Source organism: Kocuria marina (assembly GCA_014652975.1).
GTDB lineage: Bacteria > Actinomycetota > Actinomycetes > Actinomycetales > Micrococcaceae > Kocuria > Kocuria marina.
In genome coordinates this window covers 390,923-417,021 of the sequence record BMZV01000002.1, presented here as the reverse complement: position 1 = coordinate 417,021, position 26,099 = coordinate 390,923, and the positions used below count along the sequence as shown (strand labels likewise).

Below are 26,099 nucleotides of genomic sequence, written 5' to 3'. Positions count from 1 at the left end.
ATGACTAACTTTCCTACGACGGGTGCGTTGCCCCGATTGCCGCTGAGCAGCCGACGCGACGTGGACCCCTACCACTCGTTGGACGCCTCCGCGCGCGCGTCCCTGACGGATGCCGATTCCGTGGTCGCCCTGGGTGGCGGTCACGGGTTGTCCGCGAGCCTGTCCGCCCTGCGTCTGTTGGCGCCGGCCCTCACAGCCGTGGTCACGGTCGCGGACGACGGCGGATCGTCCGGTCGACTGCGCAACGACCTGGGCGTCCTGCCGCCCGGCGATCTGCGGATGGCGCTGGCGGCGCTGTGCGACGACTCCCAATGGGGTCGCACGTGGAGCGACGTGATGCAGCACCGGTTCAGCATCAAGACCCACCCGGACGAGGGTCTGGACAACCACGCCCTGGGGAACCTGCTGATCGTAACGTTGTGGGAGCTGCTCGGCGACCCCGTGGAGGGACTGCGCTGGGCCGGTGCGCTGCTGGGTGCGCGCGGCCAGGTGCTACCCATGAGTTGCCTCCCGCTCGTGATCGAGGGGGATGTCTCGCCCGGGAGCAATCCCACGCAGGAGTGCCCCCCGGAGAAGATTACGCGCACCGTCACGGGCCAGTCACGGCTCGCCAAGGAGGCGGACGTGTGCAACGTGCGCCTGTCCCCGGCGGACGCCCCCGCGTGCCCGGAGGCCGTCACCGCGATCGAGGAGGCCGCGTGGGTCGTGCTCGGTCCCGGGTCGTGGCACACCTCCGTACTGCCGCACCTGTTGCTGTCCGAACTGCGGGACGCGATCTGCCGGTCCCCGGCCAAGCGTCTCGTCACGCTGAACCTCTCCCGGGATTCCGAGACCCTCAGCATGGGATCGGGGGACCAGCTGCGCGTGCTCAAGCGCTACGCCCCGGACCTGCGCCTGGACGTGGTGCTCGCGGACCCGTCCGCCGCGGAGTCCCCCAAGGACGTCGAGGCGGCGGCCGCCCAGCTCGGCGCCGTCGTGCACTGGGACTCGCTGCGGGACACGAGCGGCAGTTCGGTGCACAACCCCTTCAAACTGGCCGCGGCCTACCAGCAGATCATGAACGCGCAGCGCTGAGCGGGAGCCCCCGCCGCGCAGCACACGTACTCGGCAAGGAGATCGACAACCATGGCATTGACCGCTTCGGTCAAGGAAGAACTCTCGCACCTGCAGGTGCGCAAGTCTGCGGTGCGCGCGGCGGAGCTCTCGGCGCTATTGCGCTTCGCGGGCGGGCTGCACATCGTGGGCGGGCGAATCGTGGTGCAGGCGGAGCTGGACACCGAATCGGTCGCGCGCCGCGCGGCACGCGCCGTGGGGGAGGTCTTCGGCCACGAGTGCGAGCTCGGGGTGATCAGCGGCGGTGGTCTGCGCCGGGACCGTACGTGGGTCGTGCGGGTTGCCCGCGACGGTGAGGCGCTGGCCCGGCGCACCGGGTTGCTGGACGCCCACGGTCGTCCCGTGCGCGGTCTGCCGCCCACCGTAGTCAACGGCAGCGTCGAGGAGTCCGCCGCCGTGATCCGAGGTGCCTTCCTGGCCCACGGTTCGCTCACCGAACCGGGGCGGGCCGCGGCGATGGAATTCACGTGCCCCGGTCCCGAGGCAGCGCTCGCGCTCGTGGGTTCCGCGCGTCGGCTGGACGTGCTCGCCAAGGCGCGGCAGGTGCGCGGGGCGGACCGCGTCGTCGTGCGCGACGGGGACACGATCGCCACGCTGCTCACGCGCCTGGGCGCGCACCGCGCGCTGCTGCAGTGGGAGGACCGCCGGATGCGCAAGGAGGTCCGCGCCACGGCCAACCGGCTCGCGAACTTCGACGACGCCAACCTGCGCCGCTCCGCGCAGGCCGCGGTCACGGCGGGGGCCAAGGTCGAGCGTGCCCTGGACCTGCTCGGGGACGACGCCCCGGAGCATCTGCGGGCCGCCGGCCGGCTCCGGGTCGCCAACAAGCAGGCGAGCCTGGACGAGCTGGGTCGGTTGTCGGACCCGCCCCTGACCAAGGACGCGATCGCCGGGCGGATCCGCCGACTGCTCGCCATGGCGGACCGCCGTGCCGAGGAACTGGGTGTGGCCACGACCGCCGAGTTCGCCGCGCACGCTGGGTCGGAACAGCGCCGCGCATAGTAGCACCCGCGGGCAACACGCCGGTGCTGTGGGTTTGTGTGGGGTTTACGGGAGAGTCGCCTGAATCTGCGTCGAGCCCCTGTTGAACCGCGTGAATTCTCGGTAGAATAGGACTGGAAGACCCGGCGGGCCGCGGACGACGTCGAGAACAGAGTGTGGGATTTCTACCGTTTGGTTTGGATCCCACATCTCGACGGACCGGCACCCGCCAACCCCCGACAGACAGAGGAGATCGCAGTGACAGTCAAGGTTGGCATCAACGGTTTCGGACGGATCGGACGCTGCTTCGCGCGGGCCCTGTACACCGAGCACGGCCACGACATCGAGTTGGTCGCGGTGAACGACCTCACGGATCCGGAGACCTTGAAGCACCTGTTCGAGTTCGACTCCGTCATGGGCCGGCTCGGCGCGGACGTCACCCTGGACGGTGACATGATGACCGTGAACGGCCACCAGGTGAAGTTCCTGGCCGAGGCCGATCCCTCCAAGCTGCCCTGGGGCGAGCTCGGCGTGGACATTGTGATCGAGTGCACGGGCAGGTTCACGACCGGCCCCAAGATGCAGGCGCACCTGGACGCCGGTGCCAAGAAGGTCGTGCTCTCCGCACCGGGCAAGGAAGTGGACGGCACGTTCGTCTACGGCGTGAACCACGAATCCTACGACTCGGCCAGCATGAACCTGGTCTCCGCCGCGTCCTGCACCACCAACTGCCTCGCGCCGCTGGCCAAGGTCATCAACGACGAGTTCGGCATCGAGCGCGGTCTCATGACCACGATCCACGCCTACACGGGTGACCAGCGCCTGCACGACGCCCCGCACAAGGACCTGCGCCGCGCCCGCGCCGCCGCGCTGAGCATGATCCCCACGACCACCGGTGCCGCCGCCGCCGTGGGCCTCGTGCTGCCCGAGCTCAAGGGCAAGCTGGACGGCTTCGCCGTGCGCGTCCCGGTTCCCACCGGCTCGCTCGTGGACCTCACCGTGGACGTGGAGAAGGACGTCACGGTCGAGTCCGTGAACGCCGCGATCAAGCAGGCCGCCGAGGGCCCCTTCAAGGGCATCATCGAGTACTCCGAGGAAGCGCTCGTCTCCAAGGACATCGAGGGCTACGACGTCTCCACCGTGTTCGACGCGCCCCTGACCAAGGTCATCGACAACCAGGTCAAGGTCATCGCGTGGTACGACAACGAGTGGGGCTACACCCTGCGTCTCGTGGACTTCGTCTCCTACGTAGCGGATAAGCTCTGAGTCAGACCGCTCAGTGGCGCCGGTGCCCGCGGGTACCGGCGCCATTGTCATCAGTACGGCATCACCACAGGAAGGGATGACGGATATGGCCAAGTCACTGGACGATCTCATGGCGGAGGGGGTCGCGGGTCGCCGCGTGCTCGTGCGCTCGGACCTCAACGTTCCGCTTGACGGTTCCACCGTGACCGACGACGGTCGCGTGCGCGCGTCCTTACCGGTGCTCACCAAGCTCGCCGACGCCGGCGCACGCCTGATCGTCATGGCGCACCTCGGGCGCCCCAAGGGCACCGTGGATCCCAAGTACTCGATCGAGCCGGCCGCCGCGCGCCTGGCCGAGCTCGCGGACGCGGACGTCGTCGTCGCCTCGGACGTGGTGGGTCAGGACGCCCGCGGGAAGGCCGAGGCCTTGCAGGACGGACAGATCCTCGTGCTCGAGAACGTGCGCTTCGACCCGCGCGAGACGTCCAAGGACGACGCCGAGCGGGAGGAGTTCGCGGCCGAGCTCGCGTCCCTGACGGGGGAGAACGGTGCGTACGTGGATGACGCCTTCGGGGCCGTGCACCGCAAGCACGCCTCCGTGTACGACATCGCGCGCGCGCTGCCCGGTTACCTGGGTGACCTGGTCAAGACCGAGGTGGACGTCCTGCGCAAGGTTATCTCCGATCCCGAGCGCCCGTTCGTGGTGGTCATGGGTGGGTCCAAGGTCTCCGACAAGCTGGCCGTGATCGACAACCTGATCGGTAAGGCGGACTCGCTGCTCATCGGCGGCGGCATGGTCTTCACGTTCCTCGCGGCCCAGGGTCACGCGGTGGGTTCGTCCCTGCTCGAGAAGGACCAGATCGACACCGTCAAGGGTTACCTGGACCGCGCCGCCGAGGCGGGCACCGAGATCGTGCTGCCCGTGGACGTTGTGTACGCCTCCGCGTTCTCCAAGGACGCCGAGCACGAGGTCCGCCCGGTCTCGGACATCGAGGGTGGGAAGATCGGTGACTCCGGCCTGGGCCTGGACATCGGCCCCGAGTCCGCCGAACTGTTCGCGCGCACGATCGCCGAAGCGAAGACCGTGTTCTGGAACGGCCCCGTGGGCGTGTTCGAGATGCCGGCGTTCGCCAACGGCACCAAGACCGTGGCGCAGGCCCTCGTGGACTCCGACGCCATGAGCGTGATCGGCGGCGGCGACTCCGCCTCCGCCGTGCGCAACCTGGGATACCGGGACGACCAGTTCGGCCACATCTCCACGGGGGGTGGCGCGTCGCTCGAGTACATCGAGGGTAAGGAACTGCCGGGACTCGTGGCGCTGGGCGCCTGAGCCGCCACACACCGTGATGCGCGGGGCCCGCCGCCGCGGGCCCCACGCGCCCGCCCCCGTCCACAGCCACGCCGCACGACCGAAGGAGATCCAGCCATGACCACCCAGACCAACGGTGTCTTCGACCGCACGCCCCTGATCGCGGGCAACTGGAAGATGAACATGGACCACACGCAGGGCATCGCCCTGCTGCAGAAGCTCGCGTGGACGCTCAAGGACGCCAAGCACGACTTCTCCCGCGTGGAGGTCGCGGTGTTCCCCCCGTTCACCGACCTGCGCTCCGTGCAGTCCCTCGTGGACGGCGACGGACTGCAGATCGCCTACGGCGCCCAGGACCTCTCCGACCAGGACTCCGGGGCGTACACGGGAGACATCTCGGGCCAGTTCCTGGCCAAGCTTGGGTGCCGTTACGCGCTCGTGGGGCACTCCGAACGGCGGAGCATCCACGCCGAATCCGATGAGCAGTGCCGCGACAAGGTCCGCGCCGCGATCCGTCACGGCCTGACCCCCATGCTGTGCATCGGCGAGGGTCTCGAGCAGCGCCAGGCCGGTGAGCACGTGCAGTACACGCTCGAGCAGTTGCGCGGGAGCCTCGCGGAGCTCAACGCCGGCGAGCTCGAGGGCCTCGTGGTGGCCTACGAACCGGTGTGGGCCATCGGCACGGGGGAGGTGGCCGGGCCCGAGGACGCCCAGGAGATGGCGCACGCGATCCGCGCGGAACTCGAGTCGCTGTACGGCGAGGACTTCGCGAAGGCCACGCGGGTGCTCTACGGCGGTTCAGTGAAGTCCTCGAACGTCGCGAACATCCTCGGGGGAGCGGACGTGGACGGCGCCTTGGTGGGCGGTGCCAGTCTGGACGCGGAGGAATTTGCTAAGATTACCCGGTTCGAGCAGCACCTGGCCACCGACCAGTGATCCCTTCCGATCGTTGACGGTTGACCCGCCCCCGAGATTCGTGAATCGAGGCTATTCGTGGAGATCCTCCAGATCGCCCTCCAGGTGATCATCGTGGTCACCGGCATCCTGTGCATCATGTTCGTCCTGCTCAACAAGGGCAAGGGCGGCGGTCTGTCGGACATGTTCGGTGGCGGGATGACCCAGTCGCTGAACACCTCCGGCGCCGCGCAGAAGAACGTGGTGCGGATCACCACCGTTCTGGCGATCGTGTGGGTCCTGGCCATCGTCAGCTACGGCCTGCTGATGCGCTTCAGCGGCCCGGGGGTCTGAGACCCGCCGCACGCGCACCGGCTGATCCGGTCGCCACGACTCGGCACAGCACGAGAACTCGGCACAGCAGAAGAACTCAGTAGAGCAGACGACGTCGGCCCGGACCGTGAAGGTCCGGGCCGACGTCGTCGTATCCGGGGCGCGGTGTCGTCCCGTACGTGCCGGGTGACGGGCCGGGCCCGGGGGTGGGATCATGGGCTCAGCCCGCGGTCCCGCCCGGGGCCGGGTCGGGGTCCTCGGGCATGCCCGGGAGGGTGTCCTCCGTGACGAGCCACAGGGTCTCCCGGGTCCCGCGTACCGCGCTGGCCGGGGCCTCGGTCGCGGTGATCTCCGGCCGTCGGATCGTGGCGAGGGCCTCGGCCTTCGCGGCACCGGCGACCAGCAGCCAGACCCGCTGCGCGGAATTGATCGCCCGTAGGGACATGGTGATGCGGGTGGGCGGCGGTTTGGGGGAGTCCTCGACCGCGAACACCGGGGCGTCCGTGCGCAGGACGTCCTCGCGGCCCGGGAACAGGGATGCCACGTGGGTGTCCGGGCCCAGGCTCAGCAGGGCCAGATCGAAGACCGGCAGGCCCGTGTCAGATCCCTCGTTCTCGGCCGCCGCGGCGAGTTCCTCGACGTAGTCCTCGGCCGCGGCATCGGCCGACGCGATCTCGTCCGAGCCCGCCACGGGGTGCACGCGGTCCCACGTCAGCTCGTGGGTCTCGTCCCACGCGTCCGCGGCCTGGACACCGTTGCGTTCACCGTCCGCACCGGGAAGGAACCGCTCGTCCGACCACCACACGTTCACGCGCGACCAGTCGATCACGGCGGCGTCCGGGTGGCCGGCCAGCTCACCGATCACGCGGGTCCCCATGCTCCCGCCGGTCAGCACGAGGGTGGCCTCCCCGCGTTCGTCCTGGGCGTGCTCGAGCACCTCGAGGACGCGCCCGGCGGTGTCCCAGGCAAGGCGTTCGTCACCCTCGTGCGGGACGAGTCGCGGTTCCGGGCGGGACGGCTCACTCATCGCCGGCTCCCCCGGCCGATGCGGAAGCCGAGGCATCGTGGCCCTGCACCGTGGTGTTCTCGGAAGGCTCCGCGGCCTCCTCACCGACGGTGCGGGTCGTGATCCGGGCACTCGCGAGCCCCGAGGTGATGACCTCGCCGTAGACCTCGTCCGCATCCAACCGTCGCAGTTCCTCCGCGAGGCACGCGTTGAGATCCCGCACGGGCATGGCGATCTGCTGATCCGGCTGACCCGGCTGGGAGAGCACGGCCACGGTGCGGCCGGGGCGGTGCAGCTGCACCGATCCGTCGTCGGTGACCAGGCACACGCGGTCGAGACCCCGCCGGGTGTCGTCGGTGATGATGGTCGCCGGGGCATCGAGCTTGCTGGACAGCCACACCCCCAAAAGCACCATGGACGAGGCCACCGTGGAGCCCTCGAGCACGATCTCGCGCACCTTCACGGGCCCCACCTGGTCCAGGACCGCAGCGAGCTGGATGCGCCAGTTGGTGATTCGCGTCCAGGACAGGTCCGTGTCCCCGGGGCGGTACTGCTGGGACAGTTGTGCCAGGGACTCGAAGGGTGCGGGCGCACGCGAGGAGTCGGTGATCCTGCGGTGGGCGATGCACCCGATCGAGCTCGTGCTGGGATTCTCGGGGAAGTCGTGCGGCCACCACGCCACGATGGGTGCGTCCGGCAGCAACAGCGCGGAGACCAGGGTCTCAGTGGGTTCGGCGAGCTCGCCGTAGCCGTGCAGCAGGATCACCTCGGACGCGCCGGCGTCCCCGCCCACGCGCAATTGCGCGTCCAAGCGGGTCTCGTCGGTGCGGGAGTGCGCTACGTGCACGATGATCCGGCACGGGTGCTCGTGACTCGCGTAGTTCGCGGCCTCGACCGCGACCTCCGAGTGACCGGCCTGCGCGAGGACCACGAGCGTCAGCACGCGGCCCAGCGTCACCACGCCGTTCTCGTCCCGCAACTGATTGAGTTTCTTCTCAATCTTCGCCGCGGTGGTGTTCTCCATCTGAACGATCACGGTCGCCTCCAAACTCGCCCGTCACGGGCCATCAACTCGAGCGCCGAGTCCGGTCCCCACGAACCCGGTGCGTACGGCTCGGGCATGACGCGCTGCTCGGCCCAGTGCTCCTCGAACGGGTCCAGGATCTTCCAGGACAGCTCCACCTCGGAGTGGTCCGGGAACAGCGGGGGCTCACCCAGCAGGACGTCGAAGATCAACCGCTCGTAGGCCTCGGGGCTCGACTCCGTGAACGCGTGGCCGTAACCGAAGTCCATGGTCACGTCCCGGATCTCGGACTGGGTGCCCGGGACCTTGGAGCCGAAGCGGATGGTCACGCCCTCGTCCGGTTGGATCCGGATCACAATCGCGTTCTGACCGAACTCGTCGTTGTCCATGTCCCGGAACAGCAGGTTGGGCGACTTCTTGAACGCCACCGCGATCTCGGTGACCCGCCGGCCCAGTCGCTTCCCCGCGCGCAGGTAGAACGGCACGCCCGCCCAGCGGCGGTTGTTGATGTCCACGCGCAGTGCGGCGAAGGTCTCCGTGCGGGAATCCGCGGGGATGTCCTTCTCCTCGTGGAAGCCCTTGACGTAGTCCCCGCCCTGCAGCCCTGACGTGTACTGGCCCAGCGCGGAATGCTTCCCGAGGTCCTCGGGCAGCACCACGGATTCGAGTACCTTGGCCTTCTCGCGGCGCAGGTTGTGCGCCGTGAAGGACGCGGGTTCCTCCATGGCGGTGAACGCGAGCAACTGCAGCAAGTGGTTCTGGATCACGTCCCGGGCCGCGCCCACGCCGTCGTAGTAGCCGGCGCGCGAACCGATCCCGATCTCCTCGGCCATGGTGATCTGCACGTGGTCCACGTAGCGGGCGTCCCACAAGGGCTCGAACATCTGGTTCGCGAAGCGCAGCGCCAGGATGTTCTGCACCGTCTCCTTGCCCAGGTAGTGGTCGATGCGGAACACGCTGTCCGCGCGGAACACGCGTTCCACGATCGCGTTGAGCTCCCGCGCGGATTCGAGGTCGTGCCCGAAGGGCTTCTCGATGACCACGCGTCGCCAGCCCGTGCTGTCCTCGCTGTCGGCGAGGTCGTGGTCCGCGAGCTGTTGGCACACCACCTCGAACGCCTTGGGCGGAATCGAGAGGTAGAACGCGTGGTTGCCGCGGGTGCCCCGGTCCCGGTCGAGCTCGTCGAGGGTCTGCGCGAGCCGGTGGTACGCGTCGTCGTCGTCGAACTCGCCGTGGACGAAACGCAGACCCGAGGCGAACTGGTTCCAGAGGTCCTCGTTGTAGGGCGTGCGCGCGTGCTCGGCGACGTGTTCCTTGACGTACTCGGCGAACTGGGCGTCGTCCCAGTCCCGCCGGCCGAACCCCACGAGGGAGAAGGCCGGCGGGAGCAGGCTACGGTTGGCCAGGTCGTACATGGCTGGCAGCAGCTTCTTCTTGGCGAGGTCACCCGTGACGCCGAACAACACCAGAGCCGACGGCGCGGCGACCCGGGTCAGGCGCCGGTCGCGGGGATCGCGTAGCGGGTTGCAGTTCTTGTTGTCAGGCACGCGTGTTCCTGTTCGTTAGCGGTTGGTGGCGGGTCACAGCTCCGATGCCACCCTGAGCAGCTGCGCGACACCCTCGGCCCGGTCCGTGAGCCGCAGCCGCACGACGGGACGGTGGTGATCGCTCAGCACGCCAGCGTCGCCGTCGGCCTGCGCGCCGATGAGCTCACCGAACGTGAACGGGATCCCGGGGATGTCCACGTCAGTGCCCGTGGCCGCAGTGATCTGCAGGTAGACACCCTGCTCGGGGCCGCCCTTGTGGTACTGACCCGTGGAGTGCAGGAACCGGGGTCCCCAACCGAAGGTCACGGGACGGCCCGTGTGCCGTGCGAGCAGATCGCGGATCGACTCGAGCTGCGCCCACTCGAGACGGTCGAAGTACGCCTGCACGCTCACGTAGCCGTTCTCGGGCAGCTGGGCGAGCAGTGCGGCGAGCGCCTCGGGCACGGTCGTGGCGCCGTCGAGCAGCTGTTCACTGCCACGGATCTCGATCGCGCCGTCCGTGGCGGCGGCGGGGGAGGGCTCGGGCTTGGCGGCCAGTAGCTCGCGGGTGGCCGCCTTGGCGGATTCCACGTCCGGCTGGTTGAACGGGTCGATGCGCAGCAACTGTCCCACCACAGCGATCGCAACCTCGAACGCCATCATGAGCCCGGCCAGCGAACCGGCCACGCGCACGCCCTCGCCCTGCTCCTCCGTGACGGCCTCGTCGTCCACGAGCGAGACCACCAGGATGTCGGGGGCGCCCGACGTCACTTCGGGAGCGGCGTCGTTCACGACCACGGGCAGCACACCGGTTCCGGACTTGCCCGTGGACTCGGCGATCAGCTGCTCGGCCCAGTCCGCGAAGCCCACGAACGGTGCGCCCTGGTTCACGAGCACGATCTTGTCGCGCAGCGGGGACGTCCCGCCCAGGGCGGCGCCGAGCTGCAGACCGATGTTGTTCTCGTCGTCCTCGCGCAGCATCTCGGTGGCCTCTTCGGCGTCGTCGAGCAGCGCCGCGACGTCCACGCCGGCGAGCCCGGACGGCACGAGGCCGAACGCGGTCAGCGCCGAGAAGCGACCGCCCACGTTCGGGTCCGCGGTGAAGACCTTGCGGTAGCCGGCCTCACGGGACGCGGAGTCCATGGGGGAGCCCGGATCCGTCACGACCACCACGCGCGACGGTGCATCGATGCCCGCGCGCTCGAACGCGTTCACGAACACGCGCCGGGCGGAGTCCGTCTCGACCGTGGACCCGGATTTGGAGGAGACCACGAGCGCGGTGTGCTCGAGGTCCTCGAGTGCCTTGGTGACCATCTCCGGGTCGGTGGAGTCCAGCACGAACAGGTCCACCCCCGCGCTGCGCGTGATCACCTCGGGGGCCAGCGACGAGCCGCCCATGCCCGCGAGCACGAAACGGGTCACGCCCTCCCGGGCGAAGTCGTGGCGCAATTGTTCGATCTCGGGCACCAGGGGGCGCGAGACGCGCACGGCGTCGGTCCACCCGAGCCGTATCGCGGCTTCCTCCTGCGCGGCGGAGCCCCACAGCGCGGGGTCCTGGTCGAAGAGTTTGGACGCGAAGTTCTCGGCGACCAGACGCGGGACGTGCGTGTCGATCGCCTCACGCGCGGCGCCGGCCGCCTGCAATGACAATGAGCTCACGGGGAGCCTCCTCGGAACGTGGTTTTCGGACAACGACGCCGCGGCGCGGCTCCGACCCTGTGCTCACCGGGCGGGTGCCCGGCGCTGGATCGCAGCCGCGACGCAGTGGCTGGGTTCGGCTCAGCGGGCCTCGTCGAGGGCAGTGCGCACCGTGGCGAGCAGCTCGTCCCAGGACTTGTCGAACTTCTTCAGCCCCTCGGTCTCGAGCTGGTCCACGACCTCCTCGTAGGAAATCCCCTGCTCGGCCACGGCATTGAGCACGTCCGTGGCCTGTTGGTAGGTCCCCGTCACGGTGTCACCGGTGATCTCGGCGTGGTCGTAGGTCGCGTCCAGGGTCTTCTCCGGCATGGTGTTCACGGTGTTCGGGGCCACGAGTTCGCTCACGTACAGCGTGTCCGGCAGCGACGGGTCCTTGACACCCGTGGACGCCCACAGGGGACGCTGCGGGTTGGCCCCGGCCGCGGCCAGGCGCTTCCAACGCTCGGTCTCGAGCTGCTCCTCGTAGACCTGGTAGGCCAGGCGCGCGTTGGCGAGACCCGCCTTACCCTTCAGGGCCTTGGCCTCGTCCGTGCCCACGGCGTCCAGACGCTTGTCGATCTCGGTGTCCACGCGGGAGACGAAGAAGGACGCGACGGAGTGGATCGTGGAGAGGTCCTTGCCGTTCTCGAGCGCTTCCTCGAGGCCCTGCATGTACGCGTTGATGACCCCGCGGTAGCGGTTTAGCGAAAAGATCAGGGTCACGTTCACTGAGATGCCCTCCGCGATCGTGGCCGCGATCGAGGGCAGGCCCTTCTCGGTGGCGGGGATCTTGATCAGCGCGTTGGGCCGGTCGATGGTCTGCGAGAGCTTCTGGGCCATTGCGGACGTGGCGTCGGCGTCCTGGGCCAGTCGAGGATCCACCTCGATGGACACGCGGCCGTCCACGCCCTGGGTGGCCTGGGCGATGGGGGTGAACAGGTCGCACGCATCGCGCACGTCGTCGGTGGTGATCCGGAACACGGCGTCGTCCACGGAGGCGCCGGCCTTGGCGAGCTCCGCGACCTGTTCGCGGTAGGACTCACCGTCCGCGAGTGCCGCGGCGAAGATCGTGGGGTTGGTGGTCACGCCCACCACGTTCTTGGTGTCGATCAGTTCCTGGAGGTTCCCGCTCGTCAGGCGCTGGCGGGAGAGGTCGTCGAGCCAGATGGAGACGCCGGCGTCGGAGAGTTTCTGGGTGGGAGTCGTCATGATGTCCTCACTTCACGTCGAAGGGTTCTGGGGCGTCGCAGGCGGCCCGAGCGGGCCGCCTGCGACGTGGGACGGGGTTCAGCGAGCGGCGGCGATGGACTCCTCGGCGGCCTGGGCCACGGCCTCGGCGGTGATGCCGAACTCGCGGTACAGGGTCTGGTAGTCGGCGGACTCGCCGAAGTGCTCGAGGGACACGGCGCGTCCGGCATCGCCCAGCAGGTCGTTCCAGGACATCCGGATCCCGGCCTCCACGCTCACGCGGGCCTTGACGTCGGATGGGATCACGGAGTTGCGGTAGTCCTCGTCCTGGGCGTCGAACCACTCGCGGCACGGCATGGACACCACGCGGGCGGCCACGCCCTTGGCCTTGAGCTGTTCACGGGCCTCGACGGCGAGCTGGACCTCGGAACCGGTGCCGATGAGCACTACGTCCGGGGCGCCCTCGGTGTCCGCGAGGACGTATCCACCGCGGGCTACGCCCTCGGCGGAGGCGAACTTCTCGCCCTCGTGATCCGGGTGAAGGTCCTCCCGCGCGAACGTGGGCAGGTCCTGGCGTGTGAGGGCGATCCCGGCCGGGTGCTCGTGGTGCTCGAGGATGGTTCGCCATGCCACGGAGGTCTCGTTGGCGTCCGCGGGGCGCACGACGTCGAGCCCCGGGATCGCGCGCAGCGCGGAGAGCTGCTCCACGGGCTGGTGCGTGGGACCGTCCTCACCCAGGCCGATCGAGTCGTGCGTCCACACGTAGATCGAGGGTACGCGCATGAGCGCACCCAGGCGCACGGCGGGACGCTGGTAGTCCGAGAAGATCAGGAACGTGCCGGAGTAGGCGCGCGTCTGGCTGCTCATCACGATGCCATTGACGATCGCTGCGGCAGCGTGCTCACGGATGCCGAAGTGCAGCACCCGGCCGTACGGGGAACCGGACCACTGGGCCGTGGAGCGGGCCTCGGGGATGAAGGACTTGGCGTCGTCGATCGTGGTGTTGTTCGACCCCGCGAGGTCCGCCGAACCGCCCCACAGCTCGGGGAAGGTGTCCGCGATGGCGTTGATGACCTGACCGGAGGCCTTGCGGGAGGCCACGGCCTTGCCCGCCGGGAACGTGGGGAACGCGTCCTCGTAGTTCTCGGGCAGTTCCTCGTTCTTGATCCGGTCGTACAGCGCGGCCTTGTCCGGGTGGGCCTCACGCCATTCGGCGAAGGACTTCTCCCATTGCGCGCGCTCCTGCTTACCGCGTTCGCCGACCTCGCGCACGTGCTCGAAGATCTCGGGCTCGATCTGGAAGGACTTCTCCGGGTCGAAGCCCAGGATCTTCTTGGTCGCGGCGACCTCGTCCTCGCCCAGCGCGGAACCGTGCACGCCACCGGTGTTCTGCTTGGTGGGGGCGGGCCAGCCGATGATGGTGTTCAGGGCGATGATCGAGGGCTTGTCCGTGACCTTGGTGGCCGCGACGATCGCGTCGTACAGCCCCTGCACGTCCTCCTGGTACTCGCCGCCGTTGCGCCAGTCCACGCGCGTGGTGTCCCAGCCGTAGGCCTCGTAGCGCTTGAGGACGTCCTCGTTGAACGCCACGTTGGTGTCGTCCTCGATGGAGATCTTGTTGTCGTCGTAGATCACCACGAGGTTGCCGAGCTCCTGGGTGCCCGCCAGCGACGACGCCTCGGAGGTGATGCCCTCCTGCAGGTCACCGTCGGAGGCGATCACGAACACGGTGTGGTCGAACGGGGAGGCGCCCTGAGCAGCGTCGGCGTCGAACAGACCGCGCGTGTAGCGCTGCGCGTACGCGAAACCCACGGAGGACGCGAGCCCCTGGCCCAGCGGACCCGTGGTGATCTCGACACCCGTGGTGTGGCGGTACTCGGGGTGGCCCGGGACCTTGGAACCCCACGTGCGCAGGGACTCGAGATCCTCCATCTCCAGGCCGTAGCCGGAGAAGTACAGCTGCAGGTACAGGGTCAGGGACGTGTGACCGGGGGAGAGGATGAACCGGTCACGCCCGGTCCAGCGGTCGTCGGAGGGGTCGTGCCGCATGATCTTCTGGAACAACAGGTACGCGACCGGGGCCAGGGACATGGCGGTGCCGGGGTGGCCGTTGCCCACCTTCTGCACGGCGTCCGCGGCGAGCACACGCGCGGTGTCCACCGCACGGGCGTCCTTCTCGGTCCAGTTCAACGGTTGATCGAGGTTCGGCACGGTGACGCGCCCCTTTCCTAGACGGGTTGTGCGGTCACGATCCGGAACACTCCGCCGCGGACTCGGCCGCGACGATCGGCCCGGAACGCATGTTCCTGGATCAACCTTAGTCCGGTGGGACGCCGCGTGGCAGGGACGACCGCGGCCCGCGCCACGGGCACAAGCGCGTGCCGGGCATCACCCCGGCGTGGGCCGGGACCGGCGGCTATACTAATGACCGGGTATCGGTGCGCGTGCGGCGCGCCCGCCCCAGGCACTCCCGGCGCACGGCCGGGCCACCCACGTTCTTTGGAGCATTGATTCCGTGAATCACCTTGACACCGCGACGCACCCGGAATCCCACGGATCCCACGCGCCGCACGGACACGGAGTGACCGGGACCCGCATCGGGACCGTGGAGCCCGTGGGGTATCAGGGCCGGATGACCTTGGGTCGTAAGCTCAAAGCGTACGTGGCGCTCACGAAGCCCCGGATCATCGAACTGCTCCTCGTGGCCACCGTGCCCACCATGTTCTTCGCCCAGCAGGGCGTCCCCGATTTCTTGCTCGTGCTCAACACCCTGATCGGCGGCGCGCTCGCGGCCGGTGCGGCGGGTGCGTTCAACTGTTACATCGACCGCAACGAGGACCGGCTCATGCGGCGCACCGCCAAGCGGCCACTCGTGACCGGTGAGGTGGGGGAGCGTGAGGCCCTGATCTTCGCGTGGGTGCTCTCGGTCGTGTCCGTCGCGTGGCTGACCCTGGGGGTCAGCGTCTTGTGCGGTGTGCTCGGCGTGGTGGCCATCGCCCTGTACGCGGTGTTCTACTCGATCGTGCTCAAGCGCCGCACCGCGCAGAACATCGTGTGGGGCGGGATCGCCGGGTGCATGCCCGTGTTGATCGGCTGGGCCGCGGTGCGCGGGACCCTTGAGTGGCCCGCATTCGTGCTCTTCGCGTTCATCTTCCTGTGGACCCCGCCGCACTACTGGCCGCTGTCCATGAAGTACGCGGAGGACTACTCCCGCGCCGGCGTGCCCATGCTCGGTGCGGTGGACACCGCGCGCACCGTGGGCGCCCAGGTGGTGCTCTACGCGTGGGCCACCGTGATCTGCTCGCTGCTGTTGATCCCCGTGGGTGACGCCGGGTGGGTCTACGGTGTGATCGCCCTGATCTCCGGCGGCTGGTTCACGTACCACTGCCACAAGCTCTATGGCCTGGCCCGCGCCGGCAAGCCCACGCTCAAGCAGGCCATGTACGTGTTCCACGGCTCGATCGCCTACATCACCTTCGTGTTCGTGGGCGTGGCCCTGGACCCGTTCGTGGGCGGGCCCATTTTCTGACCCGGGCCGTTCCCGTCGGAGCCCTTCGGGCTTGCGTCTCGCCCGGCCCGCTCCAGCGTGCGGGATCCCGTCCGGGCGTTACCACGGACGACGACGCCGTCCGCCCTTCGTTCTCGACGTCACGCACGGGCTGGGTGTCCTGGAAAGCTGGTTAGGGTCACCTAAAATGGGTCCATGTTCTCGATGACCTTCTCCGGTGTGATCGCCTACCCCGTGACCCCCTTGCTCCCCGGTGGCGGGCTGGACCTGGATTCCCTCGAACGCAGTGTCGCGCAGCTCGCGCGCAGCGGGGTGTCCGGGATTGTGGTACTCGGGACCTCCGGTCTGTTCGCCTACCTGGACCCCCAGGAACGGGCGCAGGTGGTCCGCACGGCCGTGGACGCGGCGTCGGGCTCGGGGACGCCCGTGGGCGTGGGGATCTCCGCTATTACCACGCGGGAGGTCATGCAGTTCGCGTACTCCGCCGAGAACAACGGTGCCGACGGCCTGGTGTTGAGCCCCGTGAGTTACATCCCGCTGGTATCCCAGGAGATCGCGGACCAGGTGGAGACGGTCGCCTCCGCTATGTCCCTGCCGTTGTGCCTGTACAACAACCCGACCACCACCGGGTTCACGTACCCCGTGGAACTGGCCTCGGAGCTGTCGTGGCTGGACAACGTGGTCGCGTTCAAGGACACCGCGGCGTCCGGTCGGCTCTTCCACTCCCGCCAGCTGCTCTTCGCGCAGCAGGCCGAACCGGGCACCGTACACGGTGTGAGCCGCGATCAACTCATCGTGGACGAGTACCCGAGCGCGGCGTGGCACAGCGGCATGGCGGCGTTGCTCGCGCCCGAGTTCGTGGCCTTCCACCGCGCCGTCGCGGAGGGCCGCGCGGACGACGCCGCCGCCTGGAGCGCCGCGCTGCATCCCCTCATGCACCTCATGAGTCAGGAACGGCCCCTGTCGGTGCTCTACGCGTTGGCGGAGGTGTGCGGCGTTCGAACGAGCGCTCCCCGCCGTCCCCTGCTGCCCATCCCGTCCCACAGCAAGCGGCTGCTCTCGGACGCCGTGGAGCGGCTGCGCTCGTTCGCACCCTCGGCGACCTTCGTCGCAGAATAAGCTCGGTGCCTCGCGATCAGCGCACGGTGTGCGCGGGTGTGGCGCGAGCGGCGTCGTCGGCGGGCTCGTCGATGGGTGCCGCGTACTCGTGGGTGTCCTGTGCGAGGTAGACGCTGAACGAGACCACCCGCGTGGCCGCCCAGATCAGCACGGCCGAGAGCACCATGTGCAGGGCCACGGCGGGAACCGGGACCCCGTTGAAGTACTGGTAGTACCCCAGCAGCGCCTGGGCCACGATGACGACCGCCATGATGAGGTACGCGTTACGCAGGATCCGCGGCAGGGACTTCACGACGGTGAGGGCGATGCCCGCGATCACCGTGAACGTCAGGAGGTAGACGGGGATGGCGTGCGCCCGGGCGATCATCACGGAGTCGAACGCGAGCCGCGCACTGTCCTCGTCCCCGGCGTGGGGGCCCGTGCCCGTGACGAGCGTCCCGAGGTAGAGGATCACGGCGGTGAGCACACCGGTCAGCGCCCCCAGCACGCGTGCGGCGGAGCGGGAGCCGTGCAATTGCCCCGGTCGCTGCTCGTATGCGACCACCGATAGCCCGTCCCGGCGGGTGTTGAGCACGAGCAGAGTGGCCAGGCTGATCATGATGGCCGAGATCAGGTAGTGCACCCCCACCACGAGCGGGTGCAGGTCCGCGTGGACGGTGATGCCGCCGATCGCGGCCTGCAGGGGAATGCCGATCAGCAGGAACAGCGCCAGGCGGAAGAGCTTGGGGTGCTCGTGACGCAGTTTGAGCACCGAGAGGAACGTGAGCACCGCGACCACGGTGAGCACGAACGTCAGCAGGCGGTTGCCGAACTCGATCAGCCCGTGCACGCCCATCTCCTGGGTGCTGGTCCACGAGTCGGCGGTGCAGCGCGGCCACGTGGGGCAGCCCAACCCGGAACCCGTCAGGCGCACGAGCCCGCCCGTGAGGATTAACAGCGAGTTGGTCAGCAGGGACGCGACCGCGAGTCCCCGCACCCACGGGGTCACGGTGGCGGGCCACCAGAACGAATCGGTGGCGGTGCGGCGGGCGACATCAGACATGACGGAGCATCCAAGGGCAGAGGGGATGGGACCCCTCCAGTGTAGCGAGAACAGCGTGGGAAACCCCTGGGCGCAGCGGGCTCACGCGGGTGAGCTCACACCCACTTGAACCAGGCGACCGTGGCCGCCCAGCTGAGCACGGCCCACGCGGCGAGCACGAGCAGCGGCACGGGGGAGACACTACCCGTCAGGAAGCATTCCCGCAGCGCCTCACCGGCCGCGGAGGACGGCAGCCACGCCACGAGCCACGAGAGCCACCCGGGCAGCACGCTCACCGGGAAGAGGACGCCGCCGGCGGCCGCGAGCGCGACCCATACGACGTTGAGCACGGCCAGGGTCGCCTCGGCGCGCAGGGTCCCCGCAATCAGCATGCCGAGCCCGGTGAATGCGAGTGCCACGAGGACCAGGAGGGGAACGGACCCCAGCACGGCCTCCCAGGACGGCCGCCAGCCCAGGGGCACGGCCACGGCCGCAATCACCGCGTACTGCACCGCGAGCACGGCCAGGATGGCCAGTAGCTTGCCCGCGATCAGCCCGGCGCGACCCAGGGGAGTGGTCGAGAGGTAGCGCAGCACCCCGTAGCGACGGTCGAAACCGGTCTGGATCCCCTGTCCGGAGAACGCGCTCGAGATCACGCACAGCACCAGGATCCCGGGCACGGCCACGTCCACGCGGGATGCGTCCCCCACGCGGTAGCGGTCCAACAGGTCGGTCACGGTCAGGGCCACGAGTGCCATGACGGGCAGGATCAGCAGAAGCAGCAACTGTTCGCCGTTGCGGATCATGGTCATGGTCTCGAAGCGCGCCTGAGCGAGCACGCGCCGGGGCAGGGACGCGGCCCCGGCGGGGGACGACGGCGCTGCGGTCACCGAGGACTCGTGGGTCGAGGTGCTCACGAGGCATTCCCCCCGGAGACTTCCAGGAAGACGTCTTCGAGGGATCGGGGTTGCACGCTCAGCGCCTCCGGCAAGGTGTCGTTCTGTGTGGCCCACGCGGTCAGTTCGCGGATCCGTGGTGCGTCCAGCGGGCCCGTCAGCGTCACGGTGCGGTCCTGGACGCTCCATTCGACGTCGTCGAACCGCGGGGTGCGCCACGGCGGGTCCGCGCGCAGCAGACCGGCGTGCTCCTTGGCGAGCGTGATGCTCATCACGAGCGGTGCGTGACGTTCGGCGCTGACCAGTTCGGCAACGGTTCCCTGCGCGGCGATCGTGCCCCGGTCCACGATGTAGACGTAGTCGGCCAGACGGGCGGCGTCGTCCATGAGGTGCGTGGTCAGGATGATGCACACCCCGCTGTCCCGCAGGCGCCGGATCAGGTCGAAGACGATGTGGCGCGAGCGGGGGTCCAACCCCGCCGAAGGTTCGTCCAGGAACAGCACGTCCGGGCGGCCCACGAGGGCCGCGGCCAGGGCCACGCGTTGCTTCTGCCCGCCGGACAGGCGCCGGATCCCCGTGGTCAGGAACGATTCGATGCCCAGCAGCTCCACGAGTTCGGCCACGGGCGCGGGGTCCGCGTAGAGCCGGCTGACGTGGCGCAACAGTTCCCCGGGGCGCACTGACGGCGGTAGACCCCCGTCCTGGAGCATCACGCCCACGCGCGCCCGTAATGCGGGGGAGGCGTGCCACGGGTCCTCCCCGAGCAACCGGACGCTGCCGGAGGTGGGGCGCTGCAGCCCCTGGGCGCACTGCAGTGTGGTGGTCTTGCCGGCCCCGTTGGCCCCGAGCAGGGCGGTGATTTTCCCGTGCTCCGCGGCCAGGCTCAGCCCGCGCACGGCCCGGACGGGCTCACCCCGGCCCTCGAAGGTCTTCACGAGGTTCTCGATGTGCAGGGCGGGACCGGTGTCGGTCGCGGTCGCCGGGGACGTGGGAGCGGGGTCGGGGTGGATCTGCACCCGGACAGTCTAGAACGTCCGTCCCGGTACTGGCTGGAGGGTTCGCCGAAGGGTCCTGGGCCCCGGTTCCCCTATCGGAGCCGTTTGGCCGGGAATGGATTAGGACATACCCTCGTTATGTATTGCGTGTCCCACCACGAGGGTTTTTACGCTGCATGGCGCTCACCCGGTGGGATCGACGCGGACGCCGCGCCCCGAGCCAACCGTCATCACTCGAAGGATGTTGCACCGAGCATGAGTTCACCTGCCACGGACCGCGGTGCGGTCCGCACGGACCAGGATGACACCACCCGTTCCCGGGTGCTCTCGTTGGTGCTCGCCCACGGTCCCATCTCCGCCGCCCAGATCGCCAAGGACCTGGGGTTGACCCCCGCCGCCGTCCGGCGCCATCTGGACGCGCTCGAGGCCGAACAGTTCATCGAGGTCTCCGCCCTGCGCAGCGCGCAATCGGGCGCGGGGCGCCCGGCCCGGCGCTACGTCGTCGCCCCCGGAGGCCACGAACAGCTCGGCCACGACTACCTCGGACTCGCACACCGTGCGCTGGAGACCATGCAGCGCGTGGGCGGTGAGGAGCTCGTGCGAGCGTTCGTCGCCGAGCAGATCGAGCGCATGCGCGAACGCTACCGCCCGCAGGTCGAGGCGGCCGGGCCCGACGTCGACGACCGCCTCAACGCCCTGACCGCGGCCATGAGCCGCGACGGCTTCGTGGCCTCGCACACCACCGTGACCCCGCGGGGACCCAAGGGCGTTACGCTGCGCTCGGCGCAACTGTGCCAGGGCCACTGCCCCATCCAGGACATCGCGAGCGAGTACCCCGAGTTCTGCGAACAGGAAACCGAACTGATCTCCGAACTGTTGGACGTGGACGTCCGCAGGCTGTCCACCATGGCGGCCGGCGCCCACGTCTGCACCACACACGTCCCGCTGCAACTGCGCACTGCGGGTCACTCGAATTCCACCAACCACACAACCGCACGACAGGGAGGGTTGTCATGACCGAGCGCATTGTGCCCGCGGAGACCGCGGGCAACACGTCAGGTGACACCACGATTTCCGAGATCCTGGAGATGAACCCGGAGCTCGAGGGGATCGGTCAGTACCAGTACGGCTGGGCCGACAAGAACGACGCCGGTGCCTCCGCGCGCCGCGGCGTCAACGAAGAAGTGGTCCGGGACATCTCGGCCAAGAAGAGCGAACCGGACTGGATGACCCAGCTGCGGCTCAAGGGTCTGAAGTTCTTCGACCGCAAGCCCATGCCCACGTGGGGTGCGGACCTGTCCGGGATCGACTTCGACAACATCAAGTACTTCGTGCGCTCCACCGAGCAGCAGGCCGGCTCCTGGGAGGAGCTGCCCGATGACATCCGCAACACGTACGAAAGGCTCGGCATCCCCGAGGCGGAGCGCAACCGTCTGGTGGCCGGTGTGGCCGCGCAGTACGAGTCCGAGGTCGTGTACCACCAGATCCGCGAGGACCTGGAGCGCCAGGGCGTGATCTTCATGGACACGGACACCGCGCTGAAGGAGCACCCCGAGTTCTTCGAGGAGTACTTCGGCACCGTGATCCCGGTGGGCGACAACAAGTTCGCCGCACTGAACACGGCCGTGTGGTCCGGCGGGTCGTTCGTGTACGTGCCCAAGGGCGTGCACGTGGACATCCCGCTGCAGGCCTACTTCCGCATCAACACGGAGAACATGGGCCAGTTCGAGCGCACGCTGATCATCGCGGACGAGGACTCCTACGTCCACTACATCGAGGGTTGCACCGCGCCGATCTACAAGACGGACTCGCTGCACTCCGCCGTGGTGGAGATCATCTGCAAGAAGAACGCCCGGGTGCGCTACACGACCATCCAGAACTGGTCGAACAACGTGTACAACCTGGTGACCAAGCGCGCGATCGCCCACGAGGGCGCCACCATGGAATGGGTGGACGGCAACATCGGCTCCAAGGTCACCCAGAAGTACCCCGCGGTCTACATGACCGGTGAGCACGCCCGCGGTGAGACGCTGTCGATCGCGTTCGCGGGTGAGGGCCAGCATCAGGACACCGGCTCCAAGATGGTGCACATCGCCCCGAACACGTCCTCGTCGATCGTGTCCAAGTCCGTGGCCCGTAACGGCGGTCGTTCCGCGTACCGCGGTCTGGTGCAGGTGCGCGAGGGCGCCAAGCACTCCAAGTCCAACGTGGTGTGCGACGCCCTGCTCGTGGACACGATCTCCCGCTCGGACACCTACCCGTACGTGGACATCCGCGAGGACGACGTCACCATGGGTCACGAGGCCACGGTCTCCCGGGTCTCCGAGGAGCAGCTGTTCTACCTCATGCAGCGCGGTCTGCCCGAGGACGAGGCCATGGCCATGATCGTGCGCGGCTTCGTGGAGCCGATCGCCCGCGAGTTGCCCATGGAGTACGCGCTCGAGCTGAACCGTCTCATCGAACTGCAAATGGAAGGATCCGTTGGCTGATATGTCCACCACTGATCAGACCGCCCAGGACACCACCGAACAGGTGAACGGGGTCCCCACCGGTGAGGACCGCGTGGCGATTCCCGGGATGAGCCAGGAGGGCGAGACACTCCAGGAGGGTCGTAACCAGGCCGGTGAGCCCGAGATCAGGCACACGGAGCACGGTGACATCTCCGGTGTCCCGGATTCCTCGCGCGCGGGTCGTTTCACCTCCTACGACGTCGCGGACTTCCCGCCGCTGAGCACCAAGCTCGAGGACTGGCGATTCACCCCGATCAAGCGCCTGCGCGGGCTCGACGACTCCGCCCTGGACGGGCCCGCCCCGGCCGTGTCGGTCTCCGGCGGCGATGGTGTGGAGCTCACCACGGTCTCCCGCGAGGACTCCCGCATCGGCTCGGTGGGCATCCCCGAGGACCGGGTCTCCGCCAACGCGTGGTCCAACTTCCGCGAGGCCACCGTGCTCAGCGTCCCGCGCGACGCGCAGGTCACCGAGCCGGTCATCGTCACGATCACGGGTGAGTCGGCCGAGCCCGCAGCCCAGCACATCGTGATCGAGGCCGGGACGAACTCCCGCGCGCTCGTAGTGCTGCGCCACGTGGGCTCCGCCGTGCTGTCCCAGAACGTGGAGTTCTCGGTCGCGGACGGTGCCAACCTCACGGTCGTCTCGCTCCAGGAATGGGACGACGACTCCGTGCACGCCTCTTCGCAGCAAGCCAGCCTGGGTCGCGACGCGACCTTCAAGCACGTGCTCGTGAGCCTCGGTGGGGACCTCGTGCGGGTCACCCCGTCCACCCGCTTCACCGCTCCCGGTGGTGACGTGGAGATGTACGGTCTCACGTTCGTGGACGACGGCCAGCACCTGGAGTCCCGGTTGTTCGTGGACCACTCCGTGCCCCGGTGCCGTTCCCGCGTGACCTACAAGTCCGCGTTGCAGGGCGAGAACGCCCACGGCGTGTGGGTCGGGGACGTGCTGATCCGCGCGGAAGCGGAGGGCACGGACACCTACGAGCTCAACCGCAACCTGATCCTCAACGACGGCCCCCGCATGGACTCCGTGCCGAACCTCGAGATCGAGACCGGCCTGATCGCCGGCGCCGGTCACGCCTCGACCACGGGCCAGCTGGACGACGAGCACCTGTACTACCTGATGTCCCGCGGGATCCCCGAGCAGGACGCGCGGCGCCTCGTGGTGCGCGGGTTCCTGTTCGAGATCATCCAGCAGGTGGGCGTCGAGTCCCTCGAGGAACAGCTGCGCGCGTCCCTCGAGGACGAGCTGGCCCGCACCGAGAACTGAGCGCCCGGCCCACGCGCCGCGGCAGTTCCCATCCACGACCTTCCCGCATCCGGCTCGCGAACCGATCGGGTGCGCACGAACACTAGGAGAATCGCTTCATGTCAACTCTGGAGATCAAGGACCTCCACGCGTCCGTCATCCTGGACGACGAGACCACCAAGCCCATCCTCAAGGGCGTGAACCTGACCATCAATTCCGGTGAGGTGCACGCGATCATGGGCCCCAACGGTTCCGGGAAGTCCACGCTCGCCTCCACGATCGCCGGTCACCCCAAGTACCAGGTGGACTCCGGTTCCGTGACCCTGGACGGTCAGGACGTGCTGGAGATGTCCGTGGACGAGCGCGCTCGCGCCGGGCTCTTCCTGGCCATGCAGTACCCCGTGGAGATCCCGGGCGTGACCACCTCCAACTTCCTGCGTTCGGCCAAGACGGCGATCGAGGGCGAGGCCCCGTCCCTGCGTACGTGGACCAAGGACGTGCGCACCGCCATGGACAAGCTGAAGATCGACAACGACATGTTGCAGCGCAACGTGAACGAGGGCTTCTCCGGTGGCGAGAAGAAGCGTCACGAGATCCTGCAACTCGAGATCCTCAAGCCCAAGATCGCGCTGCTGGACGAGACCGACTCCGGTCTGGACGTGGACGCCCTGAAGATCGTCTCCGAGGGTGTCAACCGCGCCCTGCAGGAGGACAACACGGGCATCATGCTCATCACCCACTACACGCGGATCCTGCGCTACATCAAGCCGCAGTTCGTGCACGTGTTCTCGGACGGTCGCGTGGTGGACCAGGGTGGTCCCGAGCTCGCCGACCAGCTCGAGAATGAGGGCTACGACCGCTACGTGCAGGCCCCCGCCAAGTAAGTCCCCGCACACCACTTCAGAGGAGGTCGCGATGAGCGATTCCACCGAGACCGTCACGGCGGAGACCCCCGGGCCCAATGGCCAGGCGTCGCTTGCCGAGATCACGGATCTGTTGAAGAACGTGATCGACCCCGAGCTGGGTGTCAACATCGTGGACCTGGGGCTGCTCTACGGGCTGGCCTACCAGGATGACGACTCCCTGCGTCTGGACATGACGCTCACCACGGCCGCGTGCCCGCTGCAGGACGTGATCGAGGAACAGGTTGCCCAGAACCTGGCCCCCACCGTGGACGAGTGGCACGTGAACTGGATCTGGATGCCCCCGTGGGGTCCCGAGCGGATCACGGAGGACGGACGCGATCAGATGCGGGCTTTGGGCTTCAACATCTGAGTCGATGCGTGTCGTGAGGGCGCGGGGTGAACCACCCCGCGCCCTCACGCGTACCCGGACCCCTCCCGCATGACTCGAATGCGCAGAGCCCCGGGCAGCCGTGTGCTCGGCCCCCATCCGAGGGTTTCCTGGCGCGGGCGGTGCTACGTTCGGATCCGACGCCCATGTCGGCCCCTGAGCGTGGGCGCCGACGTTCTGGTGGTCTCGAACCACGGCGGCCGGCACCTGGGCCGGGCCCCGGTGTCCCTGACCGCGCTGGCCGAGGTACGCGACGAAGTGGGCCCGGACGTGCCGCGCCGGATGACGATGTGTGAACGGTTACTTCAGGGCCGCAGGACGGTTCAGGTCCGAGGCGGTGAACGTGTTGCACGCGCGGATGTCCCCGGTCTGGTAGCCGGTGAGGAACCACGCCTGGCGCTGCGCCGAGGTGCCGTGGGTGAAGGACTCCGGGTTCGCGCGACCCTGGGTGGTCTCCTGGATCCGGTCGTCACCGATCGCCCCGGCCGCCTCGATCGCGTCGGCGAGCTGCGTGCGCGTGATCGGTTCCAACTGGACGGCCCCGCCGGGCTCGGTCGCGTGATGCGCCCACATCCCCGCATAGCAGTCGGCCTGCAGCTCGGTGCGCACGGCGGCCGACGTCGCTCCGTGCGGGTCCTGCTGCGCCCGGCCCAGGGTGCCCTGCAGGTTCTGCACGTGGTGCCCCACCTCGTGCGCCATGACGTACTCCTGGGCCAGGGCGTCGGCGTCCGCGCCGAACTGGCTGCGCATCTGATCGAAGAAGCCGGTGTCCAGGTAGACCGTGGAGTCCGGCGGGCAGTAGAACGGGCCGGTCGCGGAGGACGCCTGGCCGCAGGACGTGGAATCGGTCCCGCGGAACAGTTCCACCTGCGGCAGCGCGTACTTCTTGCCCGTGACCTCGGGGAAGTACCCGCCCCAGAACTGGTCGAGGGACTGGACCGTGGCCACCATGCGGCACTCGGTGTCCCGGTTGGCGTCCTCGCCCGTTCGGCAGCGGTCCGCGAGCCCGGAGTCCACCTGTTGCGTGCTCTGGGTGTCGTACTGATTGCCGCCAGTGAGCGCATCGATGCCGTCCTGGCCGAAGAACAGTCCCGCGAGCAGCAGCAGGACGGCGCCGCCCAGCCCGCCTCCCACGGCGATCCCGCGGCCACCGCCGCCCGAACCCACGCGGCCGCCGTTGAGCTGGGAGTTGTCATTGAAACTCATGGG

The 26,099-nt window shown here is 68.7% G+C and carries 23 protein-coding genes and 1 pseudogene; 14 read left to right on the top strand and 10 right to left on the bottom strand.

The genetic code is table 11. The annotated features are described in order from the left end of the window. The 6 genes from IE157_RS07015 (at window position 1) to secG (ending at window position 5,896) form a co-directional block, all read left to right on the top strand. Window positions 1-1,074, top strand: a complete 1,074-nt coding sequence (locus tag IE157_RS07015) for a gluconeogenesis factor YvcK family protein (protein WP_094067113.1) — start codon at window positions 1-3, stop codon at window positions 1,072-1,074. Between the two features lie 51 nt (window positions 1,075-1,125). Continuing rightward, entirely contained in the window at window positions 1,126-2,115 is a 990-nt protein-coding gene (gene whiA, locus IE157_RS07010) for a DNA-binding protein WhiA (protein ID WP_035962064.1), read from the top strand. Between the two features lie 237 nt (window positions 2,116-2,352). After that, window positions 2,353-3,360, top strand: a complete 1,008-nt coding sequence (gene gap, locus IE157_RS07005) for a type I glyceraldehyde-3-phosphate dehydrogenase (RefSeq protein ID WP_064846590.1) — start codon at window positions 2,353-2,355, stop codon at window positions 3,358-3,360. An 85-nt stretch (window positions 3,361-3,445) separates the two neighbouring features. Next, window positions 3,446-4,669: a phosphoglycerate kinase gene (locus IE157_RS07000; protein ID WP_193519532.1), complete on the top strand. Its 1,224-nt coding sequence runs from the start codon at window positions 3,446-3,448 to the stop codon at window positions 4,667-4,669. Between the two features lie 96 nt (window positions 4,670-4,765). Further along, on the top strand, window positions 4,766-5,584 hold the full coding sequence (gene tpiA, locus IE157_RS06995; protein WP_193519530.1) for a triose-phosphate isomerase: 819 nt from the start codon (window positions 4,766-4,768) through the stop codon (window positions 5,582-5,584). Between the two features lie 57 nt (window positions 5,585-5,641). Beyond that, window positions 5,642-5,896 carry a preprotein translocase subunit SecG gene (gene secG / locus IE157_RS06990; protein ID WP_035962057.1) on the top strand — a complete coding sequence of 85 codons (255 nt, stop codon included), beginning with the start codon at window positions 5,642-5,644 and terminating at the stop codon, window positions 5,894-5,896. Window positions 5,897-6,095: 199 nt separating this feature from the next. Here the strand turns inward: secG and pgl are convergent, their stop codons facing one another. The 6 genes from pgl to tkt all read right to left on the bottom strand — a co-directional run bounded on the left by pgl (window position 6,096) and on the right by tkt (window position 14,507). After that, complete coding sequence (pgl, locus tag IE157_RS06985) at window positions 6,096-6,902, bottom strand: 6-phosphogluconolactonase (protein WP_193519528.1); 807 nt, start codon at window positions 6,900-6,902, stop codon at window positions 6,096-6,098. Beyond that, window positions 6,895-7,917 (bottom strand): glucose-6-phosphate dehydrogenase assembly protein OpcA, encoded by a 1,023-nt coding sequence (locus IE157_RS06980; protein ID WP_193519527.1) that lies wholly within the window; start codon window positions 7,915-7,917, stop codon window positions 6,895-6,897. The genes pgl and IE157_RS06980 overlap by 8 nt, the downstream gene beginning before the upstream one ends. After that, window positions 7,914-9,452, bottom strand: coding sequence for a glucose-6-phosphate dehydrogenase (gene zwf, locus IE157_RS06975; protein WP_193519526.1), 1,539 nt, complete (start codon window positions 9,450-9,452; stop codon window positions 7,914-7,916). Before zwf ends, IE157_RS06980 begins: the two co-directional genes overlap by 4 nt. Window positions 9,453-9,485: 33 nt before the next feature. Then, window positions 9,486-11,090, bottom strand: a complete 1,605-nt coding sequence (locus IE157_RS06970; protein ID WP_193519525.1) for a glucose-6-phosphate isomerase — start codon at window positions 11,088-11,090, stop codon at window positions 9,486-9,488. Window positions 11,091-11,210: 120 nt separating this feature from the next. Next, on the bottom strand, window positions 11,211-12,317 hold the full coding sequence (gene tal, locus IE157_RS06965) for a transaldolase (RefSeq protein WP_193519524.1): 1,107 nt from the start codon (window positions 12,315-12,317) through the stop codon (window positions 11,211-11,213). A 78-nt stretch (window positions 12,318-12,395) separates the two neighbouring features. Then, complete coding sequence (gene tkt, locus IE157_RS06960) at window positions 12,396-14,507, bottom strand: transketolase (RefSeq protein ID WP_193519523.1); 2,112 nt, start codon at window positions 14,505-14,507, stop codon at window positions 12,396-12,398. A gap of 421 nt (window positions 14,508-14,928) precedes the next feature. Here tkt and IE157_RS06955 point away from each other — a divergent pair, with 421 nt between their 5' ends. Both IE157_RS06955 and IE157_RS06950 read left to right on the top strand, forming a co-directional pair. Next, complete coding sequence (locus tag IE157_RS06955; RefSeq protein WP_193519647.1) at window positions 14,929-15,825, top strand: heme o synthase; 897 nt, start codon at window positions 14,929-14,931, stop codon at window positions 15,823-15,825. A 174-nt stretch (window positions 15,826-15,999) separates the two neighbouring features. After that, on the top strand, window positions 16,000-16,923 hold the full coding sequence (locus tag IE157_RS06950; protein ID WP_131332900.1) for a dihydrodipicolinate synthase family protein: 924 nt from the start codon (window positions 16,000-16,002) through the stop codon (window positions 16,921-16,923). A 16-nt stretch (window positions 16,924-16,939) separates the two neighbouring features. On the opposite strand, the gene IE157_RS06945 is transcribed toward IE157_RS06950, so the two are convergent. The 3 genes from IE157_RS06945 to IE157_RS06935 form a co-directional block, all read right to left on the bottom strand. Further along, complete coding sequence (locus tag IE157_RS06945) at window positions 16,940-17,965, bottom strand: COX15/CtaA family protein (protein WP_098053386.1); 1,026 nt, start codon at window positions 17,963-17,965, stop codon at window positions 16,940-16,942. 95 nt (window positions 17,966-18,060) lie between these two features. Continuing rightward, window positions 18,061-18,861, bottom strand: coding sequence for an ABC transporter permease (locus IE157_RS06940; RefSeq protein ID WP_318281368.1), 801 nt, complete (start codon window positions 18,859-18,861; stop codon window positions 18,061-18,063). Continuing rightward, window positions 18,858-19,856: an ABC transporter ATP-binding protein gene (locus IE157_RS06935; protein WP_404820602.1), complete on the bottom strand. Its 999-nt coding sequence runs from the start codon at window positions 19,854-19,856 to the stop codon at window positions 18,858-18,860. Before IE157_RS06935 ends, IE157_RS06940 begins: the two co-directional genes overlap by 4 nt. 234 nt (window positions 19,857-20,090) lie before the next feature. Here IE157_RS06935 and IE157_RS06930 point away from each other — a divergent pair, with 234 nt between their 5' ends. The 6 genes and pseudogenes from IE157_RS06930 to IE157_RS06905 all read left to right on the top strand — a co-directional run. Next, the gene (locus tag IE157_RS06930; protein WP_193519522.1) at window positions 20,091-20,852 is read left to right on the top strand and encodes a helix-turn-helix transcriptional regulator; all 762 of its coding nucleotides are present in this window, start codon (window positions 20,091-20,093) and stop codon (window positions 20,850-20,852) included. Further along, window positions 20,849-22,324, top strand: coding sequence for a Fe-S cluster assembly protein SufB (gene sufB / locus IE157_RS06925; RefSeq protein WP_064845266.1), 1,476 nt, complete (start codon window positions 20,849-20,851; stop codon window positions 22,322-22,324). The genes IE157_RS06930 and sufB overlap by 4 nt, the downstream gene beginning before the upstream one ends. Before the next feature lies 1 nt (window position 22,325). Further along, entirely contained in the window at window positions 22,326-23,618 is a 1,293-nt protein-coding gene (gene sufD, locus IE157_RS06920) for a Fe-S cluster assembly protein SufD (protein ID WP_193519521.1), read from the top strand. A gap of 98 nt (window positions 23,619-23,716) precedes the next feature. Continuing rightward, complete coding sequence (sufC, locus tag IE157_RS06915) at window positions 23,717-24,481, top strand: Fe-S cluster assembly ATPase SufC (protein WP_035962034.1); 765 nt, start codon at window positions 23,717-23,719, stop codon at window positions 24,479-24,481. A gap of 31 nt (window positions 24,482-24,512) precedes the next feature. Then, a complete protein-coding gene (locus IE157_RS06910) occupies window positions 24,513-24,872 on the top strand; it encodes a metal-sulfur cluster assembly factor (RefSeq protein WP_035962032.1) in 360 nt (119 codons plus the stop codon). Between the two features lie 69 nt (window positions 24,873-24,941). Beyond that, window positions 24,942-25,112, top strand: a pseudogene (locus tag IE157_RS06905) (hypothetical protein); the annotation flags it as partial. A 78-nt stretch (window positions 25,113-25,190) separates the two neighbouring features. Here IE157_RS06905 and ypfJ read toward each other — a convergent pair. Continuing rightward, on the bottom strand, window positions 25,191-26,096 hold the full coding sequence (gene ypfJ / locus IE157_RS06900; protein WP_193519520.1) for a KPN_02809 family neutral zinc metallopeptidase: 906 nt from the start codon (window positions 26,094-26,096) through the stop codon (window positions 25,191-25,193). Between the last annotated feature and the right edge of the window lie 3 nt (window positions 26,097-26,099).

What these genes read in the sequence shown, in the direction of transcription:
- IE157_RS07015 (WP_094067113.1), top strand. Translation starts at nt 1, where the DNA reads ATGACTAACTTTCCTACGACGGGTGCGTTGCCCCGATTGCCGCTGAGC.
- whiA (WP_035962064.1), top strand. Translation starts at nt 1,126, where the DNA reads ATGGCATTGACCGCTTCGGTCAAGGAAGAACTCTCGCACCTGCAGGTG.
- IE157_RS07000 (WP_193519532.1), top strand. Translation starts at nt 3,446, where the DNA reads ATGGCCAAGTCACTGGACGATCTCATGGCGGAGGGGGTCGCGGGTCGC.
- tpiA (WP_193519530.1), top strand. Translation starts at nt 4,766, where the DNA reads ATGACCACCCAGACCAACGGTGTCTTCGACCGCACGCCCCTGATCGCG.
- pgl (WP_193519528.1), bottom strand. Translation starts at nt 6,902, where the DNA reads ATGAGTGAGCCGTCCCGCCCGGAACCGCGACTCGTCCCGCACGAGGGT.
- tal (WP_193519524.1), bottom strand. Translation starts at nt 12,317, where the DNA reads ATGACGACTCCCACCCAGAAACTCTCCGACGCCGGCGTCTCCATCTGG.
- IE157_RS06955 (WP_193519647.1), top strand. Translation starts at nt 14,929, where the DNA reads ATGACCTTGGGTCGTAAGCTCAAAGCGTACGTGGCGCTCACGAAGCCC.
- IE157_RS06950 (WP_131332900.1), top strand. Translation starts at nt 16,000, where the DNA reads ATGTTCTCGATGACCTTCTCCGGTGTGATCGCCTACCCCGTGACCCCC.
- IE157_RS06945 (WP_098053386.1), bottom strand. Translation starts at nt 17,965, where the DNA reads ATGTCTGATGTCGCCCGCCGCACCGCCACCGATTCGTTCTGGTGGCCC.
- IE157_RS06930 (WP_193519522.1), top strand. Translation starts at nt 20,091, where the DNA reads ATGAGTTCACCTGCCACGGACCGCGGTGCGGTCCGCACGGACCAGGAT.
- sufB (WP_064845266.1), top strand. Translation starts at nt 20,849, where the DNA reads ATGACCGAGCGCATTGTGCCCGCGGAGACCGCGGGCAACACGTCAGGT.
- sufD (WP_193519521.1), top strand. Translation starts at nt 22,326, where the DNA reads ATGTCCACCACTGATCAGACCGCCCAGGACACCACCGAACAGGTGAAC.
- sufC (WP_035962034.1), top strand. Translation starts at nt 23,717, where the DNA reads ATGTCAACTCTGGAGATCAAGGACCTCCACGCGTCCGTCATCCTGGAC.
- IE157_RS06910 (WP_035962032.1), top strand. Translation starts at nt 24,513, where the DNA reads ATGAGCGATTCCACCGAGACCGTCACGGCGGAGACCCCCGGGCCCAAT.
- ypfJ (WP_193519520.1), bottom strand. Translation starts at nt 26,096, where the DNA reads ATGAGTTTCAATGACAACTCCCAGCTCAACGGCGGCCGCGTGGGTTCG.